This is a genomic window from Kaustia mangrovi, from assembly GCF_015482775.1.
Taxonomy (GTDB): Bacteria; Pseudomonadota; Alphaproteobacteria; order Rhizobiales; family Im1; genus Kaustia; species Kaustia mangrovi.
The window spans coordinates 835,406-853,254 of the sequence record NZ_CP058214.1; the positions used below are offsets into that span (position 1 = coordinate 835,406).

A 17,849-nucleotide genomic window follows, 5' to 3' on the forward strand; every position below is an offset into this window, starting at 1 on the left:
CTCAAACCGCCGCCAGACGTGCGAGGGCGGTAGAAATGAGGAGGAACGACCATGGCATCTTCAACGAACAGATCCGCGACACCCGCCAGCGACATGGCCCCCGCCGCCGCAATCGAGGGCACGGACGGCGATGACATCCTGATCGGCACCGACGGGAGCGACACCATTGACGGCCTCGGCGGCCACGACATCATCTATGGCCGCGGCAACTACGATTTCATCGATGGTGGCGACGGCGACGACCTGATCGTCGTGGGCGACGGCGGCGGCCGGATCCGCGGCGGAGCCGGCGACGACACCCTCCTGGGCGGCGACGACAGGGAGATCTTCTACGGCGATCCCGGGGCCGACGTCCTCAAGGGCGGCGATGGCGACGATACGGTGAGATACACCGAATCCGATGCCGGCATCGTCGTCGATCTCGCGAGCGGCACAGGCCTGGGCGGCCATGCCGAGGGCGACGTGCTGCACAGCATCGAGAGCGTCGAGGCAACGGCCTTCGACGACGTCATCACCGGCAGCGACGCCGACGAGGCGATCTTCGGCGGAGGCGGCGACGACATCGTTGCCGGCGGCGGCGGTGACGACATGCTGTACGGCGACGACCGGATCGGCGGCGCGGGCGCGGATGTGCTCAGGGGCGGCGCTGGCGACGATATCCTCAATGGCGGGGCTGGCGCCGATTTCATCGATGGCGGCACCGGCACGGACACCGTCCGGTTCGACGCCTCCTTCAACGGCGAAGACTATGTCGGCGTTTCGGTCGACCTTGCATCCGGCACGGGGTCCGGCGGGGAGGCCGAAGGCGATGTGATCCGCAATGTGGAGAATGTCCGGGGCACGCTCGAGGACGACGTTCTGGTCGGCGACGAGGGCGACAACGAGCTTTCCGGCTCGTTCGGGGCCGATCACATGGACGGCGGCGCGGGCACGGACACCGTGCGTTACGACGACGGCCTCAATCCGCGGCCCGAGGCCATCGATGTCGACCTCGCGGCCGGCACCGCCTCGGGCGGTGACGCGGAGGGCGATACGCTCGTGAATATCGAGAATGTGGTGGGAAGCTTCCGGGACGATGCGATCGCCGGCGATGACGGCGGCAACGCACTCTCCGGCAGCGGCGGCAGCGACACCCTGTCAGGACGGGGCGGCGACGACGTTCTCCATGGCGGTGGCCAGGGCGACACGCTCTCCGGCGGCGCCGGCGCCGACACCTTCGTCTACGAATTCGCCCATGAGAGCTTCAACGAGACGGGGCCCGGCTCTCTCAATTCGCTCGACACCATCGAGGATTTCTCCTCCGCCGAGGGCGACAAGATCGACCTCGGCGACTTCCGGGCCGACCCGGATGACACCGATCCGATGGACCTCTCCTTCGTCGGTTATGGCGAGTTCAGCGGCGCGGCCGGCGAACTGCGGCTGGTCGAGGACGGCACGGACACCCATGTCGAGATCGACACGACCGGTAACGGCATGGCCGATTTCGACGTCCGCCTGAGCGACGTCGAGGCCCCGCTCGGCGAGGACGACTTCGTCCTGTAGGAGGCATCTCCCCGGGGCTGGACGCACAGGGCATGAGAGACAAGACGGCGCGATCCGCAAAGGCCGGGTTGCGCCGTTGTCTGTCTCCGCCGCCGCTACAGCTTCTTGTAGAAGGCGTTGCCGCCAGCGACCGTCACATAGTGCATGTTGTCGTAGGAGAAGGTCAGGCCTTCCTGATGGAAGAACTTGGCGTCCTCGACCGGGCCATGGCGCTTGCCGGCGAGCACCTCGTCGGCCACCGCCTCGATCTCCTTGCGGGCCTTCTCGTTCATGGGCCGGGTCAGAACACCCGGCGCGAACTGGCCGCGCTGGCCGACGACACCGCAGACCGTGTTCGGGAACTTGGGCGAGGCCACCCGGTTCATCACGACCGTGCCGACGGCGAGCTGCCCTTCGCGGCTGGAGCGGTTTGCCTCGAAATACATGGCGCGCGTCATGCACTCGCGCGCCTCCGCGGAGGCGATCTCCCTCAGGTCCTCGCTCGTGGCTGGCGCGGATGCGGGCTCCACATGCACGCCTGAACAGGCTGCAAGGGCCGGCATGGCGGCAGCCAGCGAAAGAACGGCGCAAAGGCGCCATCGGCGATCTCGTGCCACTGATTTTCCCCTCGGGACGGATCGATTACCCAGACGATATCCTCGCCACGCTAAATCGTCAAAAATGTGGCGATTTCATGTCCGGACGCAGACCGGCTTCCCTCGCCGGGCAGATCGGCTATGCTGCCCCGGCACCGACACCGCGCCGCCTGAGGCCGGCCCGTCCGCATCCCGCCATCAGCTCCGGAACGCCGGCACAGGCCCGGCTCCGCCACGCCCGCCCCATCGACCGCATCATGACCGCATCATGACCGCATCCGACATCCTGACCCCGGAAACGCTCCTCCTGCTCGCCGCCATCTATCTTCTCGGCGGCACCGTAAAAGGGGCTGCCGCCTTCGGCCAGCCGCTCGTGACGATCCCGCTGTCGAGCTTCGTCCTGCCGGTTCCGGCCGCGCTCGCCATCTCCACCGTTCCCGTCTTCGTCTCCAACATCGTCCAGCTCGTGCAGAACCGGCACGAATGGCGCGACGCAACGCATTACTGGATCTTCTATCTGCCGCTTGCCGCCGGCATGGTCGTCGGGCTCCAGGCGCTCGCCCGCGTCGACCAGGCGGTGCTGCTCGTCCTTATCGGCGCACTGATCCTCGTCTTCGTCACGACCCAGTCGCTCGGCCTCAGACCAGCCCTGACACATCCGCCGGCACGCGGCATCCTCGCCGGCAGCGGGTTGCTCTCCGGGCTCGCCGCGGGCACGACCTCATTCGTCGGCTTCCCCTCGCTCCTCGTCTTCACGGCCTACGGGCTGGAGCGCCGGCTCTTCGCGCTCATCACCTCGGTCATGTTCCTCATGTCCACCGCGATCCTGTCGGGAGGACTGACCGTGCTCGGTTACTACAATCGCGAGGAGCTCGTCGCCGCCTCGCTGTGCACCCTGCCCTCCATCGGCGGCCAGATGATCGGCCAGCGTCTGCGCAACCGCGTGTCCGAGAAGCAACTGCGCGCCCTCATCTATGTGCTTCTGTCGGGCGTCGCGGTGGGCCTCATCGTGCGCGGCCTGCGCTGAGGGGGTCATTCGGGATTGTCTTATCGATGCCGTAAATACAATCTCGGGCAAGTCCGGCCGTCGCCCCCGGACTCATCCCCTGCCCTCGCCGGAGGGAAAGCGCGGCATGAGGCGCCACGAAGTGTCGATATGCTGGCGCATCAGCTCCGCGGCGGTCACGGACTGCCCCGCCTCCACCGCCTCCAGGATAGCCAGATGCTCCCGGCAGGAGGCGAGCATCCGGTCCCGGTCGGCATAGTATTCGTACTCGGTCAGGCGCCTCAGGCGATTGTGCTGCTGGATGGCGCGCAACACGAACTCGTTGCGCGACCAGCGCCCCACCGCCTCGTGGAACGCCGCATCGAGCTGATAGAGATAGCTGTAGGAGACCCGTGCGACCTCGCCGCCGACAAGGCGGAGATGCGCGGCCTTGAGCTCGTCGAACTCCGCCCGGTCGGTCAGGAAGCTCGGCTCCAGGAACGCCGCAGGCTCCACGATCATCCGGAAGCGGTAGCTCGCATCGTAGACCTCCGGCGAGGTGAGTGCCGGACTGAAGCGCCAGCGATGGCCGGGCAGCCGCTCGATCAGCCCTTCCACCGCCATCCGGTTGAGCAGGCGGGCGAGCACACTGCGGCCGGCATCGTAGCGCTCGCCCATCCCGGCCGCGGAGACCGTGTCGGGCAGCGTGCCGGACAGCCGGTCATGCACGATCCGCCGGTAGAGCTCCTGGTCCGGCACGTCGGGATCGTCGAGGAGGTCCGGGTCGAGATCGCGCCCGTCGCGGGCGAGGAACACGCCCTGATTGGGCTCGTGCTCGACGATATGGAGACCGGCGAGGAGCCTGAGCGCCGCGCGCACCGGCGAGCGCGACACCCGGAAGCGGCGCGCCAGTTCCGCCTCGCGCAGGTGGCTGCCCGCGGCAAGGTCGGACAGGCGAGCGTGCTCGACGATCCGGCGGGCGAGATCGTAGTGAAGCGCGGTCGGCTGTCCGTTCGTCCTGCTCACCGGACCGATTGCACTCTGTTTGTCAGCGATACATAATGCCTCTGGAGACGATCATGGCGGCTGCCGGACAATCTGTCCATCGCGACGGGAACGGGGCATCGCCGGGTTGTCGGGGGACAATCGAGGGGGAAGGGATGGTCGTGAGCGCAGAGCCTGCCGAGGCCCCGCAATCCGCAACCGCTGCCGTGGATGTGATCGGTGTCTCGAAATCCTTCGAGGGACCGTCGGGAACCGTCCATGCGCTCCGCAATGTCTCGCTGACCATCGCCCAGAACGAGTTCTTCACCCTGCTCGGGCCGTCGGGCTGCGGCAAGACCACGCTCCTGCGCCTGATCGCAGGGTTCGAGACGCCGGGCGACGGCGAGATCCGCCTCGACGGCGAGGCCATCGGCGACCGCCCGCCCTATCGGCGCATGGTCAACACCGTCTTCCAGAGCTACGCGCTCTTTCCCCACATGACCGTCGGGCAGAATATCGGCTTCGGCCTCCAGATGCGCGGCGCCAAAAGCGGCGAGATCCGCGAGCGCGTGGCGGAGATGCTCGCCCTCGTCCAGCTCCAGGGCATGGAGGGGCGCCGGCCGAACCAGCTCTCCGGCGGCCAGCAGCAGCGCGTGGCCCTTGCCCGCGCGCTCGCCAACCACCCCAAGGTGCTCCTGCTCGACGAACCGCTCTCCGCCCTCGACTTCAAGCTGCGCAAGGATATGCGCCTGGAGCTGAAACGCCTCCAGCGCGAGACCGGCATCACCTTCATCTTCGTCACCCACGACCAGGAGGAGGCGCTGGAGATGTCCGACCGCGTCGCGGTGATGTCGGCGGGCGAGGTCCAGCAGATCGCCGCACCGGAGGAGATCTACGAACGCCCGGTGAACCGCTTCGTGGCCGACTTCATCGGCGAGACGAACTTCCTGGAGGGACAGATCGAGGCCTACGGCGGGCCGGTGCTGACGCTGCCCGGCGGCGCAAGCCTCGCCATCGCCGACGACGGCGGCAAGGCCGGCCGGACCGTCTCCGTGGCCATCCGCCCCGAGCGCGCCGAGGTCGCGAAACCCGGCGGTGAGGGCCTTGCGGGCACAGTCGACACGGTCGTCTATTTCGGTACCGACACCGTCTATTATCTGAAGCTGGACGGCGGCGAGCCGTTCAAGGTGCGCGTACAGAACCGGGACGGCGCGCGGCGCGCCTTCGCCTCGGGCGACAGGATCGTCGTGCGCGTCGCACCCGACGCGGTGCAGGTCCTCGCGGACTGACCGGCACCGAGGCACCAGGGAGAGACAAAGGCCATGAGGCGCTTCCTCCAGATCGGCCCCACCGTCGTCTATCTCGGCGCCTTCATGCTGCTGCCGCTCCTGCTCATGGCCTATGTCTCCTTCCTGGAGCGCGGCCTCAATGGCGGCGTGCGCTGGGGCGAGCATACAGTGGAGGCCTATGTCTCCTTCCTGTTCGAGCGCAATCTCGACGATTCTCTGGCCCTCAACACCGACTACCTGCAGATCTTCCTGCGCTCCTTCTGGCTGTCGATCTCCACCACCGCCTTCGCGCTCCTGATCGGCTTCCCGACGGCGCTCTATATCGCACTGCAGCCGCCGAAGAAGCGCAACCTGCTGATCTTCCTCGTCACCATCCCCTTCTGGACCAATCTCCTGGTACGCACCTATGCGTGGATCCTGCTCCTGCGCAATGGCGGGCTGATCGACGGGTCGCTCCACGGCCTCGGCCTGACGGACGGCCCGCTCAACGTGCTCTACACGCCGCTCGCCATCGCCATCGGGCTGACCTATTCCTTCCTGCCCTTCATGGTGCTGCCAATCTATACGAGCCTGGAGAAGCTCGATTTCCGGCTCGTCGAGGCCGCCTTCGATCTCGGCGCCGACCGCTGGAGGGCGCTGACCCGGGTGGTCATCCCGCTGTCCATGCCGGGGATCGTGGCAGGCTCCATCCTCGTCTTCGTGCCCTGCCTCGGCGCCTATGTGACGCCGGAGCTGCTCGGCGGCGGCAAGGCGCTGATGATCGGCAATTTGATCCAGAGCCAGTTCGGGGCGGCGCGCAACTGGCCGTTCGGCGCGGCGCTCGCCTTCGCGCTGCTCGCCTTCGTGCTGATCGCCATGATGGCCTATCTCCTCGTCAACCGGCGCACCTCGGAGGCCCGCTGATGCAGGTCGATCCCAAAAATCCGCTCTGGCGCTTCCGCGGGGTCAGGACGACGACAATCCTGTTCTTCGTCTATCTCTATGTGCCGATCGTCATCCTGATCGCCCTGTCCTTCAACGACAGCCGGCTCGCCACGATCTGGACCGGTTTCTCCACGCGCTGGTACGGCATCGTGGTGTCGAACCCGGATATCGTGCGCGCGGCGGAGAACTCGCTCATCGTCGCCTCCACCGCGACATTGTCGGCGACCGTCCTCGCCACGCTCGCCGCCCTCGGCATGGCCAAGGGCCGCTTCGGCGCCCAGAACGCCGTCTCCGGGCTCATCGCGCTGCCGCTGACCGTGCCGGAGATCGTCACCGCCGTCGCCTCGCTCCTGTTCTTCGTGCTGATCGGCCTGCGGCTCGGGCTCCTGACGGTCATCATCGCCCACACCGTCTTCTGCATCCCGTTCGCCTATCTGCCGATCCGCGCGCGGCTCGAGGGGCTCGACAGGACGCTGCTGGAGGCCTCCGCCGATCTCTACGCCAATGACTGGCAGACCTTCAGGCTGGTGACGTTGCCCTATCTGTGGCCCGGCATCCTGTCGGGCGCCATGCTGGCCTTCATCATCTCGCTCGACGACTTCGTGATCACCTATTTCGTGGCCGGCGCCGGCGCGACGACGCTGCCCGTCTATATTTTCGGAATGATCCGCATCGGCGTGACGCCGGAGGTGAACGCGCTCTCCTCGCTCATGCTTCTGATTTCGATCCTGTTCGTGTCGCTGTCCTTCCTCGTCGGACGGCTGCGCCAGGAGACAGGATCGCCGCACACGGGAGGGGCGGCCGTGGGCACGGGGGACGAGTGAACCGCCCATCAGACGGAGGTTTGACGTTATGCGACTGGCAAAATACCTGATGGCCGCGGCCGGCGCGGTCCTGCTTGCCATGCCCGCCCATGCGGATGGCGAGCTCTTCCTCTACAACTGGTCGAACTACACCCCGCCCGAGCTTCTGCGGAAGTTCGAGGAGGAGACCGGCATCAAGGTCACCCTCGATGTCTACGATTCCAACGAGACCCTGCTCGCCAAGCTCCAGGCGGGCGCGGCGGGCTACGACGTCATCGTGCCGTCGAGCTACATGGTCAAGATCATGATCGACGAGGGGCTGCTGGAGAAGATCGACGCCGGCCAGATGGAGAACGGCTCGAAGATGATGGCGCCGCACGATACGCCGGACTTCGACCCCAAGCGCGAATATTCCGCGCCCTATATGTGGGGCACGACCGGCTTCTCCTACGATTCCGAGCGCGTGCCGGGCGGCGAGCTTCCGGAAAGCTGGAGCGCAGTGTTCGAGCCCATCGACGAGCTCAAGGGCCAGATCTTCATGCTCAATGACGAGGTGGAGGTCTACAATTCCGCGGCCTATTACGCGGGCGTGCCGAAATGCACAGAGGACCCGGCGGAAGCCCAGAAGATCCTCGACATCCTCACCGCCCAGAAGCCCTTCGTGGCCGCCTACAACTCCGACGGCACGATCGAGCGCATGGCGTCCGGCGAGGTCATCGCCCACCAGCAGTGGAACGGTGCCGCGCACCGCACCAAGGAGCAGCGCCCGAGTGTCGTCTATGTCTATCCCAAGGAGGGCATCACCTTCTGGAACGACAATTTCGCCGTGCCGAAGGGGGCGCCCAATCTGGAGAACGCCAAGATCTTCATCAACTGGATGATGAAGCCCGAGAACATCGCGCAGGCGTCCAACTTCACCGGCTACATGAACGCCATCAAGGGGTCGACCGACCATATGGACGAGTCGCTCAAGAACGATCCCGCCGTGGCCATGCCCGAGGAGTATGCCGACCGCCTGAGGCCGGCGGAGGACTGTTCCGACGCCGCGCGCGAGCTACGCAACCGCGTCTGGACACGGCTCAAGAGCTGATGCCATAACGCCGGAAGACGGACGGGCCGGCCCTTCGGGCGGCGAAGGCCCGTCCGCCCTTCCCTTTCCCAGGAGCTCGGAAATTCGCGATGGCCCCGCCGGACACTGTCACGCTCGCACTGTGGGCGACCAACCTGTCGCGTCCGCTCTCAAGCCTCGATGACTGGGCCGCACGCGTCGATGCGCGGCTGGCCGACGCGAAGGCCGCCGGCGCCCGGCTCCTCGTCATGCCGGAATATGCCTGCGAGCAGTGGCTGTCCTTCAGGCCCGACGGCCTGCCCGCCACGCAGGAGATCGCGTGGATGGGCGAGCGCGCGCCGGACGCGCTGGAGCGGCTGCGCCCGCTCGTTGCGCGCCACGGCGTGGGGCTCCTTGCGGGCACCATGCCCTGGGCCGTCGATGGCGGCTTTGCCAACCGCGCCTGGCTTCTGCTGCCGGACGGTCGCGAGATCGCGCATGACAAGCTCGTGCTCACGCCCGCGGAGATGGATCCGGAAGGCTGGCAGCTTGAGACCGGCAGCGAGATCCCGGTCGTCGACTGGGACGGAATGAGGCTTGCCCCCCTCGTTTGCCTCGATGTGGAGATGCCGGCCATCTCGGTCGCGCTCGCCCGCCATTCGGTCGACCTGCTGCTCGTGCCGTCCCAGACGGCAAGGCTGGCGGGCTATTCCCGGGTCTTCGGCTGCGCGAGGGCGCGCGCGGTGGAGCTTCTCTGCGCGGTGGCGGCGACCGGTTGCGTCGGCATCAGCGCCGTCGGCAACGCCAATGTGTCGGGCTGCGCGGTCTTCGTGCCCTGCGAACGGGCGCTCGGGTCCACGGGGCTGCATGCCGAGATCGCGCCGACCGACGGTGCGGACATGGACGACGAACCGTTCCTCGTCGCCCGGGACATCCCCCTGGGCGTCATTGCCAAGCTTCGTGCCGGCGGCGCCGAGGTCTGGCCCGGCGCATGGGATGCGCATCACATCACGATCCGGGAGGTATCCAGGTGAAGATCGTCTTTTCGCAGGACCACAAGTTCCAGGACGGCAAGTCGGAGCTGATCGACGGCCAGATCCAGCCGCCGGTGGAGAAGCCGGCCCGCGCCGAGCAGATCCTCTCGGCGGTGACGGAGGCGCGCATCGGCGAGGTGCTGGCGCCGGCGCCTGTCGACCGCGCGCTTCTCCAGACGGTCCACACGCCTGCCTATCTCGACTTCCTCGAAACGGCCTGGGACGAATGGGTCGCAGCCCATGGCGACTGGGATGCGCTGCCCCTCGACTGGCCCGCGCGCACCTTCACCCACCGCGTGCCGGAGGCCATCGACGGCAAGATGGGCTACTACTCCTTCGATGCCGGAACGCCCATCACATCGGGCACATGGCGTGCGGTCACGGCCTCCGCAAGCGTCGCCGCCACCGGCGCCACCCTCGTGGCCGACGGCGAGCGCGCGGTCTTCAGCCTGTGCCGCCCGCCCGGCCACCACGCGGCAGCGGACGTCTATGGCGGCTACTGCTTCATCAACAACGCCGCCGTGGCGGTCGAGGCCCTGCGGGCGCGCGGCTTCTCCCGGCCCGCCATCATCGATGTGGACTATCATCACGGCAACGGTACCCAGGCGATCTTCTATGGCCGCGGCGATGTCTTCTTCGCCTCGATCCATGCCGATCCGCGCCAGGAGTTCCCCTATTTCCTCGGCTATGCCGACGAGACGGGCGACGGTGCGGGCGAAGGCGCGAACGCCAACTTTCCCCTGCGCTGGGGCACGGGCTGGAAAAGCGGCTACGAGGAGGCGCTCGAGGCGGCCCTCGACCGCATCGCGGCCTATGGGCCCGACGTGCTCGTCGTCTCGCTCGGGGCCGACACCTATCACGAGGACCCAATCTCGCAGTTCACGCTCGACACCGACGACTTCCCGCGCATCGGCGAGCACCTGAAGCGCGCCGGGCTCCCGACGCTCTTCGTCATGGAGGGCGGCTACGCCATCGACGCGCTCGGCCGCAACGTCGCCAACGTGCTCTCAGGCTTCGAGGGCGCGTGAGAGCACGGCCCGGCTCTCATCGCGAAAGCCGGGCTTCGTCGCCGAGCGCCACGGTGCCCGGCCGGACAACGGAGCAGAGCACGCCGAAGCCCTTGCCGTTCTCCGAGGAGATCGCGGCAAGGATACGCTTGTCGAAGGGCAGATCGGGCTGGCCGATCATGGTGAAGGCGCAGCGTTCGCACGGCTCCACGATCCGAAGCTCCGCCTCGCCGATCCCGATCCGCCGGCCGATCCAGCCGGTTTCGGCAAAGCCCACGGCGTCGTCGCCCGTATCCAGCACCAGATTGGGCCGGAACCGGCGCTCGTCGATGACCGCGTCGGGAAGGATTCGGCGCAGCGCGGCAAGCGACGACGTGGTCAGCAGATGGATCGCCGCGCGCTCGTAGCGCGGCTGAACGGGCTTAGAGCCATCGCCAGCCCCGCCGGGATGCGGCCTGATCTCGACAGGGAAGCCGAAATGGGCAGCAAGCGCCGCGCGCGCCGCCTCCCCGCCGGCCCGCATCCAGTCGCCGCCGGCAAGGCGGATCTCCGCGCCCTCGCCCGCAAGCCGTGCGGAGACCTCGGGCGCGATCCGCCAACGCTTCTCCCGCTCCGGGCCCGCAACGCCCCCGGTCTCGGCATCGGCAATGCCCCACCGCCGGTCGCCCGCCACGCCATCCGGCCCGATATGGCCGGCCTCGAGCCGCTCGCCGCCGAGCGAGCTCACCGGATAGCGCCACAGGGCGGTAACTTTTCCCGCGAAATCCGTCATGGCCTGCCCTCCCCGTCCTGTCGCTCCGCCGCGCCGGACCTGAAGGCCGTTCAGGCCGTCTTCGGCGGCAGCGCCCCGTCATCGTCGCCCGGGGCCGGTTCCCCCGGTCCGTCCGGTGCCTCGAGCGCATTATGCACGGCGGAGACGGCATCGGCGACGGTCGTCCTGAAGCGGACATCGGGCGGGCGGATGCCGTGGAGCAGAAGGGCACGCCGGATCGGCTTCGACGCGCCGGTGACATAGACGGTCGCGCCCTGGCGGCTGGCCTTGCGCACGAAGCCCTCCATGGTCGCGGCCGCCGTGGAATCGAGGAACGGCACGGCGGAGACGTCGAGCACATAGGCGCCCGGCTGTTCCGCGATCCGGTCGAGCGCGGCAGCAACCGTCGCCGCGGCCCCGAAGAAGAACGCGCCGGAGATCCGGCACACGACGACATTCGCATCCGCGCCGAGCTCGGCGTCGTAGGGCCGCCGGCTGCCGTTCTCGGCACTGTCGGCCTTGTCGTCCTCCACGATGGGTCGGGTCGCATGCTCGACCGCGACAGCCTGCGCCATGCGATGCATGAAGAGCAGCGTGCCGAGCCCGAAGCCAACGAGAATGCCGGTCGTGAGATCGTCGAACACGGTGAGCAGGAAGGTCGCCAGCAGCACCAGCGCGTCGCCGCGCGAGGCCCTGAGCAGGATCGCGAATTCGTGCTTCTCCACCATGTTCCAGGCGACCTGCGCCAGGACGGCCGCCAGGGCGGCGAGCGGGATATAGGCGGCAAGCGGCGCGGCGACCAGCATGAAGGCGAGCAGGAACAGCGAGTGCAGCATGCCCGACACCGGCCCCCGGGCGCCGGAACGCACATTGGTCGCCGTACGCGCGATGGTGCCCGTGACGCAGATGCCGCCGAACAGGGCCGAGCCCACATTGGCCGCCCCTTGCGCGACGAGCTCGCAATTGGAGCGGTGCCGCCGCCCTGTCATGCTGTCGGCGACGACCGCGGACAGGAGGCTCTCGATGCTGCCGAGCAGGGCGAAGGAGAGCGCAGCGGGCAGCACCTCCATGACCTTGTCCATCGTCAGCACGGGCAGATGCGGCATGGGAAGCGATTGCGGAATACCGCCGAAGCGCGTGCCGATGGTCTCCACCGGAAGGCCGAGCGCCCAGGCGCCGAGCGAGGCCGCCACCACGCCGATCAGCAGGCCCGGCCAGTGCGGGCGGTAGCGCCGGATGCCGAAGATCAGCGCGAGCGTGGCAAGCGACACCGCGACCGCGGAGGCGCTCACGCTCGGCAGGGCGTCGGCAAGCGTGGCGAGCTTCTCCGCGACCGGCCCCGGCTCGGGCCCGTCGAGCGTGATCCCCAGAAGCTCCTTGAGCTGGCTGATGAAGATGATGACGCCGATGCCGGCGGTGAAGCCGACGGTCACGGGATAGGGGATGTATTTGACGAAGGTGCCGAGCCGCAGGCTGCCGGCGACCAGCAGGATGAACCCGCTGAGGAAGGTCGCGAGGATCAGCCCGTCCACACCGTGCACCGTGACGGTCGCCGCGACCAGAACGATAAAGGCGCCCGCAGGCCCGCCGATCTGGAACCGGCTGCCGCCAAGCGCGGAGACGAGGAAGCCGCCGACGATGGCGGTGTAGAGACCGCGGTCGGGCGTCACGCCGGAAGCGATCGCGATCGCCATGGACAGCGGCAGCGCGACGATCGCGACCGTGAGGCCGGCAATGGCGTCGGCGCGCAGATCGCCGGGCCCGTAGCGCTCGCGAAGGACGGTGACCAGTTTGGGTGTGTAGAGCTCCAGAAGGCTCGGCTCGCCGGATCGGGCTGTCATGGCGTATCGTTCCAAAGCCGCTCGGGGCGTCCTGCGGGCGATCCCGGCAGCGGGGCCAGAGATATGGATCAACCGATGAAGGGTCCGCCCGGTCCGGCATGCCGAAGCCCCTTGGAGCAAGTTGAATCCAACGGCAAACGCCTTGCTCCAACCCATTGAAACAGATCGGATTACCGCCCCGGCACCCGAGTTCGGTTCAAGGGGCGTTCGATCTGACGGCGCACACGCCGGGCCCCGTTTGCGCGACAGGACACGCAGCGTCGGCAGGCCAAGGATCGGCGGAAACTCTCCTGAATTGACCTGAGATGTATGTCACTTCGCGCGCGCAATGTCCATAAGCGCACCCATATCGCTCAGGAGACATCCCGCCGCATGCCCGATGGGAACCGTGCGGCGGATCTGTCGGTGCAACCGGCGGTTCCAGCCGTCAAATTGCCATGGTTGTCCGCCATGTCATGCCACAATCCGTCCACGAACCGTCTCCAACCTGAACGAGGGGCAATGACGATGGCCATATCCGTCCGGCGCCGCCGTTTCCTCCAGACCGCCCTTGCCGCAGCCGCTCTCGCGCCCGCAGCCGGGTCGTGGCGGCGCGCGCTCGCACAGCCCGCCGGGCTCGATCTCGCGGACGGAGAAGCCTTCAGCTTCGAAGGGCTGATCGAGCGCGCCAGGGCCATGGCGGAGGCGCCTTACGACCCGCCACAACCGCCCCGGCCGGATATCCTCGGCAAGATCGACTACGACGCCCATGGCAAGCTGCACTATCGCCGCGAATTTGCCGCCTTCGCGGACGGATCGGGCGTCTATCCGGCGACCTTCTTCCATCTCGGGCAGTATTTCCAGAAGCCCGTGCACATCTTCCTCGTCGAGAACGGCGAGGCGCGCGAGGTGGTCTACGAGAGCGCCTATTTCGACATGCCGGCCGACAGCATTGCCCGGCAGCTTCCCGACAATAGTGGCTTCGCGGGCTTCCGCCTGCACGAGTCGATCAATCGCGACGACTGGAAAACCCAGGACTGGGTCGCCTTCCTCGGCGCCTCCTATTTCCGTGCCATCGGCTCGCTCGGCCAATACGGCCTGTCGGCGCGCGGCGTCGCCGTCGACACTGCCGTGACGAGCGGCGAGGAATTCCCCGATTTCCGGGAGTTCTATATCGAACCGGCACAGTCGGAGGACGCGCCCGTCACGGTGTGCGCCCTGCTCGACGGGCCGAGCATCGCGGGCGCCTTCCGCTTCGAGATCCGGCGCGGCGAAGGCGTGACGATGGACGTCGATTCACGCCTCTTCCTGCGCGCCGACATCGAGCGGCTCGGCGTCGCGCCGCTGACCAGCATGTTCTGGTATTCGGAGCAGAACAGGCCCTACCGCACCGATTGGCGCCCGGAGATCCACGATTCCGACGGGCTGGCGCTGTGGACGGGTGGCGGGGAACGCCTCTGGCGCCCGCTGAACAACCCGGACATCACCCGCGTCTCCGCCTTCTCCGACGACAATCCGCGCGGCTTCGGCCTCATGCAGCGCGACCGCGAGCCCACCCACTATCTCGACGGCGTGCTCTATCACCGCCGGCCGAGCCTGTGGGTGGAGCCGCTCGACCGCTGGGGCGCCGGCGAGGTGCAGCTCGTCGAGATCCCGACCGACGACGAGATCCACGACAATATCGTCGCCTTCTGGGTGCCGAAGGAGCCGGCCCGGGCCGGACAGGCGCTGAACTACCGCTATCGCCTCTACTGGCAGGGCGACAATCCCTTCCCCGTCGACGCGCTCGCCCGCACGGTGGCGACGCGGATCGGACGCGGCGGCGAGGCCGGCAAGCCCCGGCCCGAGGGCGTGAACAAGTTCGTGGTGGAATTCGAGGGCTCGGCGCTCGACGGCTTCACGCGGGACACCCCGCCGGAGGTGGAGATCACCGCCTCGCGCGGCACGGTTTCCCTCATCCAGGCCGAACCCGTGCCCGACACGCCGCTCTGGCGGGCGGTCTTCGACCTGAAGGCGGAGGGCGCCGACCCGGTCGAGATCCGCCTCTACCTGCGCAAGGGCGGCGAACCTCTCACGGAAACCTGGCTCTACCAGCACCTGCCGACGCTCAACGCCTCGTGACGTGACGGCGAAGGGGTTTGAGGCCTCGCCTCAGGGCGGGCCGAGCGGAATGCCCCACGAGGCGCCGAACGACCAGTCCTCGTCCGGCGGCATTCCCGGCTCGTAGCGGCCCGTGTGCGAGCCGCGCAGCCGCACGCGCGAGGTCCCCAGATCGTAGCCATAGCCGAGCGTCATGGTGTTGGAGACGGAGCGGTTGTCGGAACCGTACAGGATCTCGCGGCGGATATAGTCGTTGAGCTCCAGGCTGTGCACGCCGTGGGATACGCCGGCCCGGAGGCGCATTCCGACCGTCGACCGGCCATCGTCGCCCGACCGGCGTGTCGCATCGACACCCGGTTCGACGCGCCAGCGCCACTCGCCGGTGACAAAGCGGTAGCCGACCTTCGCGGCGATACCGCTGTTGAACGCCGGCTCTTCCGCTCCGGCGCGGCGCACCTCCTCCACATGGCTCGCGATCTCGCCGGAAAGCCCCTGCGCGACCGGACCGGACACGCTGAGGCGGACGCCTTCCGCCTCCTCGCTGTTGTCGGGTTCGCCGACGATCCAGCGGCGGCGCATATAGCCTTCCACATCGCCCTTCAGCATGCCGGCCGGCACCTTCACGAGCGGCCCGCCAATACCGATCCGGGCATTGCGGCCGGCGTTGGTATAGTCGGCCATCGGTCCTGCGTAGAACTGCTCGCCGCGGCCCGTGATCTCGTAGGCGCCGGGCAGCGCCCAGACGATCTCGCCGCCCATGGTCTCCCGGCCCGTCACCACATCGCCCGCACTGTCATTGGCCCGGTGGGTGTAGTCGAGCGAATAGGAGACCGGCAGCCCCGTGGTCGTTCCGTGCAGGCGCGCATAGGTGCCGTAGGTCGCGGCATCGTCCCGCCTGTCCTGCCCGGGGAGCTTGAGCTCGCGGACCGTGACAGGATCCTCCCTGCCGAGCCCCGTGAGGCCGGCTTCCAGATCGAAATTCCCATAGGAGGTGGAGAGCTGACGTTCGACGCTCACCGCGTTCTTGTCACCGGGCGCCAGGTTTGCACAGCTCTGTCCGGCAACCTGGTCTCCCGCCGCATAATTGAGCAGGCGCGTCGTCTGGCGGGTTGTGAGGCAGCTCTCGTTGTGCTTCGGGAGCACCAGGGGCGCAGGTACGAAGCCCCACCCCCCATCCGGGTCGGCCCGGACAGGAAACGGGAGTGCCACGCCGCACAGTGCGATCACAGCGAGCAGCCAGGCCCAGCCCGCCTGTCTGCGAATGACAATACTCATTGTGCCGATCGTCTTGCCGCTCCTGCCATCACGCCCGGTTGCGTCTTCCGCAAAAGACCCGGCATTCCTTGGCGACTGGCGGCCAGCCCTATAGTTTCCCGGTGCCGACGGCGGCCCAAACGCCCGTCCGCCTGTCCGGCACGGTTTGCACTATCACCGCTCACTCTAGCGAGTATCCGCACACTGAACAATATCGAAACCGGATCACGGCGGCCGTTTCCGGACAGTGCGACGATGCGCCCCGGGGGAACTCCGGGCACGCCTGAACCGTTTGTTCCGTGAGTGACGGCTTTCCCACGCTGCACGGAGGTACGCCCCATGAGCGAGAACCGCGTGGCGGCTTCGCGGGCCGCCGAAGTCTCCCTCTTCCTGCGCCGCTGGATCGCGCATCCCTTGCGGGTCGCCGCCATATTGCCGAGCTCCGACACGCTGTCCGCCCTGGTCGCGCGCCATGCCGTGCGCTCGCCCGACGAGATCGTCGTGGAGGTTGGGGCCGGAACGGGCGCCATCGGCCAGGCGCTGGTCGCCGCAGGTCTGCCGGAGCGCAATCTCGCAATGGTCGAGCTCGACGAGGAGATGGGCGCCATGCTCAAGGCCCGCCTGCCCCGCGCCACGACCATTCTCGGCGACGCGACACGCCCCGCCTCCGTGATCCCCCGCGCCTGGCACGGGCGGATCGGCACCTGCATTTCCGGCCTGCCGCTCCTGCAGTTCCCATTCGCCCGCCAGCAGCGCTTCGTGGACGAGATCTTCCAGGCAATGGCCCCCGGCGGACAGCTCCTCCAGTACAGCAACATGCCCGTGCCGCCGCTTCCGCACCGCCGGCTCGGGCTCAAGGCGAAGCGGCTCGGCCTCGCCTGGACAGGCCCCGTGCCGGGTTTCGTCTGGCGGTTCACGCAGACCACCGGACCGGATCGCGCCTCCTGAGACAGGCGTCAGGCCCTGCCGCCATCGTCCCCGCCCTCCATCGACCTCAGCGCGCGCCAGATGTCCATGGGCAGCGGGAAGACGATGGTGGAGGACTTGTCGCCGGCTATGTCGTGGAGCGCACCGAAATAGCGCAACTGCATGGCGCTCGGCTGGCGCGAGAGAATCTCGCCGGCCTCCACCAGCTTCTCCGCGGCCTGCTGCTCGCCCTCCGCATTGATGATCTTCGCCCGGCGATAGCGTTCCGCCTCCGCCTGGCGGGCGATGGCGCGCACCATGCTCTCGTCGATATCGACATGCTTGATCTCGACATTGGCGACCTTGATGCCCCAGGCGTCGGTCTGCTTGTCGAGGATCTCCTGGATATCGGCATTGAGCTTGTCGCGCTCCGCCAGCATCTCGTCGAGCTCGTGCTTGCCGAGGACGGAGCGCAGCGTTGTCTGGGCAAGCTGGCTGGTCGCGGCCATGTAGTTCTCGACATTGAGAATGGCCTTTTCCGGATCGACGATGCGGAAATAGATGACCGCGTTGACCTTCACCGACACGTTGTCGCGCGAGATCACGTCCTGGCTCGGCACGTCCTCCACGAAGGTGCGCAGGTCGGTGCGCACCATCTGCTGGATGACCGGGATCAGGATCATCAGGCCCGGCCCGCCGACCTTGGTGAAGCGGCCGAGCGTGAACACGACCGCACGCTCGTATTCGCGCATGATCCTGATGGCGGAGAAGAGGAACGCCACCACCAGCGCGACGAGAACCACATAGAATGCGAAATCGACTGTCAT

At 67.7% G+C, this 17,849-nt stretch carries 16 protein-coding genes; 10 read left to right on the plus strand and 6 right to left on the minus strand.

Annotation, left to right across the window (positions count from 1 at the left end; genetic code table 11):
- The first annotated feature begins 51 nt into the window (after positions 1-51).
- On the plus strand, positions 52-1,542 hold the full coding sequence (locus HW532_RS22345; protein WP_213163169.1) for a calcium-binding protein: 1,491 nt from the start codon (positions 52-54) through the stop codon (positions 1,540-1,542).
- Positions 1,543-1,637: 95 nt separating this feature from the next.
- Here HW532_RS22345 and HW532_RS03985 read toward each other — a convergent pair whose 3' ends face one another.
- Positions 1,638-2,084: a cell wall hydrolase gene (locus tag HW532_RS03985; RefSeq protein WP_213163170.1), complete on the minus strand. Its 447-nt coding sequence runs from the start codon at positions 2,082-2,084 to the stop codon at positions 1,638-1,640.
- A 301-nt stretch (positions 2,085-2,385) separates the two neighbouring features.
- Here HW532_RS03985 and HW532_RS03990 point away from each other — a divergent pair, with 301 nt between their 5' ends.
- Positions 2,386-3,144 carry a sulfite exporter TauE/SafE family protein gene (locus tag HW532_RS03990; RefSeq protein WP_213163171.1) on the plus strand — a complete coding sequence of 253 codons (759 nt, stop codon included), beginning with the start codon at positions 2,386-2,388 and terminating at the stop codon, positions 3,142-3,144.
- A gap of 72 nt (positions 3,145-3,216) precedes the next feature.
- Here HW532_RS03990 and HW532_RS03995 read toward each other — a convergent pair whose 3' ends face one another.
- On the minus strand, positions 3,217-4,128 hold the full coding sequence (locus tag HW532_RS03995) for a GntR family transcriptional regulator (protein WP_213163172.1): 912 nt from the start codon (positions 4,126-4,128) through the stop codon (positions 3,217-3,219).
- Between the two features lie 140 nt (positions 4,129-4,268).
- Between HW532_RS03995 and HW532_RS04000 the strand changes: the two genes are divergently transcribed.
- The 6 genes from HW532_RS04000 to HW532_RS04025 all read left to right on the plus strand — a co-directional run bounded on the left by HW532_RS04000 (position 4,269) and on the right by HW532_RS04025 (position 10,212).
- Positions 4,269-5,375 carry an ABC transporter ATP-binding protein gene (locus tag HW532_RS04000; RefSeq protein ID WP_281397156.1) on the plus strand — a complete coding sequence of 369 codons (1,107 nt, stop codon included), beginning with the start codon at positions 4,269-4,271 and terminating at the stop codon, positions 5,373-5,375.
- Between the two features lie 33 nt (positions 5,376-5,408).
- On the plus strand, positions 5,409-6,278 hold the full coding sequence (locus HW532_RS04005; protein ID WP_213163174.1) for an ABC transporter permease: 870 nt from the start codon (positions 5,409-5,411) through the stop codon (positions 6,276-6,278).
- Positions 6,278-7,123, plus strand: a complete 846-nt coding sequence (locus HW532_RS04010) for an ABC transporter permease (RefSeq protein ID WP_213163175.1) — start codon at positions 6,278-6,280, stop codon at positions 7,121-7,123. The genes HW532_RS04005 and HW532_RS04010 overlap by 1 nt, the downstream gene beginning before the upstream one ends.
- A gap of 28 nt (positions 7,124-7,151) precedes the next feature.
- On the plus strand, positions 7,152-8,192 hold the full coding sequence (locus HW532_RS04015) for an extracellular solute-binding protein (RefSeq protein ID WP_213163176.1): 1,041 nt from the start codon (positions 7,152-7,154) through the stop codon (positions 8,190-8,192).
- A gap of 89 nt (positions 8,193-8,281) precedes the next feature.
- A complete protein-coding gene (locus HW532_RS04020) occupies positions 8,282-9,184 on the plus strand; it encodes a nitrilase-related carbon-nitrogen hydrolase (RefSeq protein ID WP_213163177.1) in 903 nt (300 codons plus the stop codon).
- Positions 9,181-10,212, plus strand: a complete 1,032-nt coding sequence (locus tag HW532_RS04025; RefSeq protein WP_246479531.1) for a histone deacetylase family protein — start codon at positions 9,181-9,183, stop codon at positions 10,210-10,212. Before HW532_RS04020 ends, HW532_RS04025 begins: the two co-directional genes overlap by 4 nt.
- 16 nt (positions 10,213-10,228) lie before the next feature.
- Here the strand turns inward: HW532_RS04025 and HW532_RS04030 are convergent, their stop codons facing one another.
- Together HW532_RS04030 and HW532_RS04035 are read right to left on the minus strand one after the other, a co-directional pair.
- Positions 10,229-10,963 carry an MOSC domain-containing protein gene (locus HW532_RS04030; protein ID WP_213163179.1) on the minus strand — a complete coding sequence of 245 codons (735 nt, stop codon included), beginning with the start codon at positions 10,961-10,963 and terminating at the stop codon, positions 10,229-10,231.
- A 50-nt stretch (positions 10,964-11,013) separates the two neighbouring features.
- Entirely contained in the window at positions 11,014-12,783 is a 1,770-nt protein-coding gene (locus HW532_RS04035; protein ID WP_213163180.1) for a SulP family inorganic anion transporter, read from the minus strand.
- 507 nt (positions 12,784-13,290) lie between these two features.
- Between HW532_RS04035 and HW532_RS04040 the strand changes: the two genes are divergently transcribed.
- Positions 13,291-14,883, plus strand: a complete 1,593-nt coding sequence (locus HW532_RS04040; protein ID WP_213163181.1) for an OpgD/OpgG family glucan biosynthesis protein — start codon at positions 13,291-13,293, stop codon at positions 14,881-14,883.
- 30 nt (positions 14,884-14,913) lie between these two features.
- Here HW532_RS04040 and HW532_RS04045 read toward each other — a convergent pair whose 3' ends face one another.
- Positions 14,914-15,879, minus strand: a complete 966-nt coding sequence (locus HW532_RS04045; RefSeq protein ID WP_213163182.1) for a hypothetical protein — start codon at positions 15,877-15,879, stop codon at positions 14,914-14,916.
- A gap of 576 nt (positions 15,880-16,455) precedes the next feature.
- Here HW532_RS04045 and HW532_RS04050 point away from each other — a divergent pair.
- Positions 16,456-17,064, plus strand: coding sequence for a class I SAM-dependent methyltransferase (locus HW532_RS04050; protein ID WP_213163183.1), 609 nt, complete (start codon positions 16,456-16,458; stop codon positions 17,062-17,064).
- An 8-nt stretch (positions 17,065-17,072) separates the two neighbouring features.
- On the opposite strand, the gene HW532_RS04055 is transcribed toward HW532_RS04050, so the two are convergent.
- Positions 17,073-17,849 (minus strand): slipin family protein, encoded by a 777-nt coding sequence (locus tag HW532_RS04055; protein ID WP_213163184.1) that lies wholly within the window; start codon positions 17,847-17,849, stop codon positions 17,073-17,075.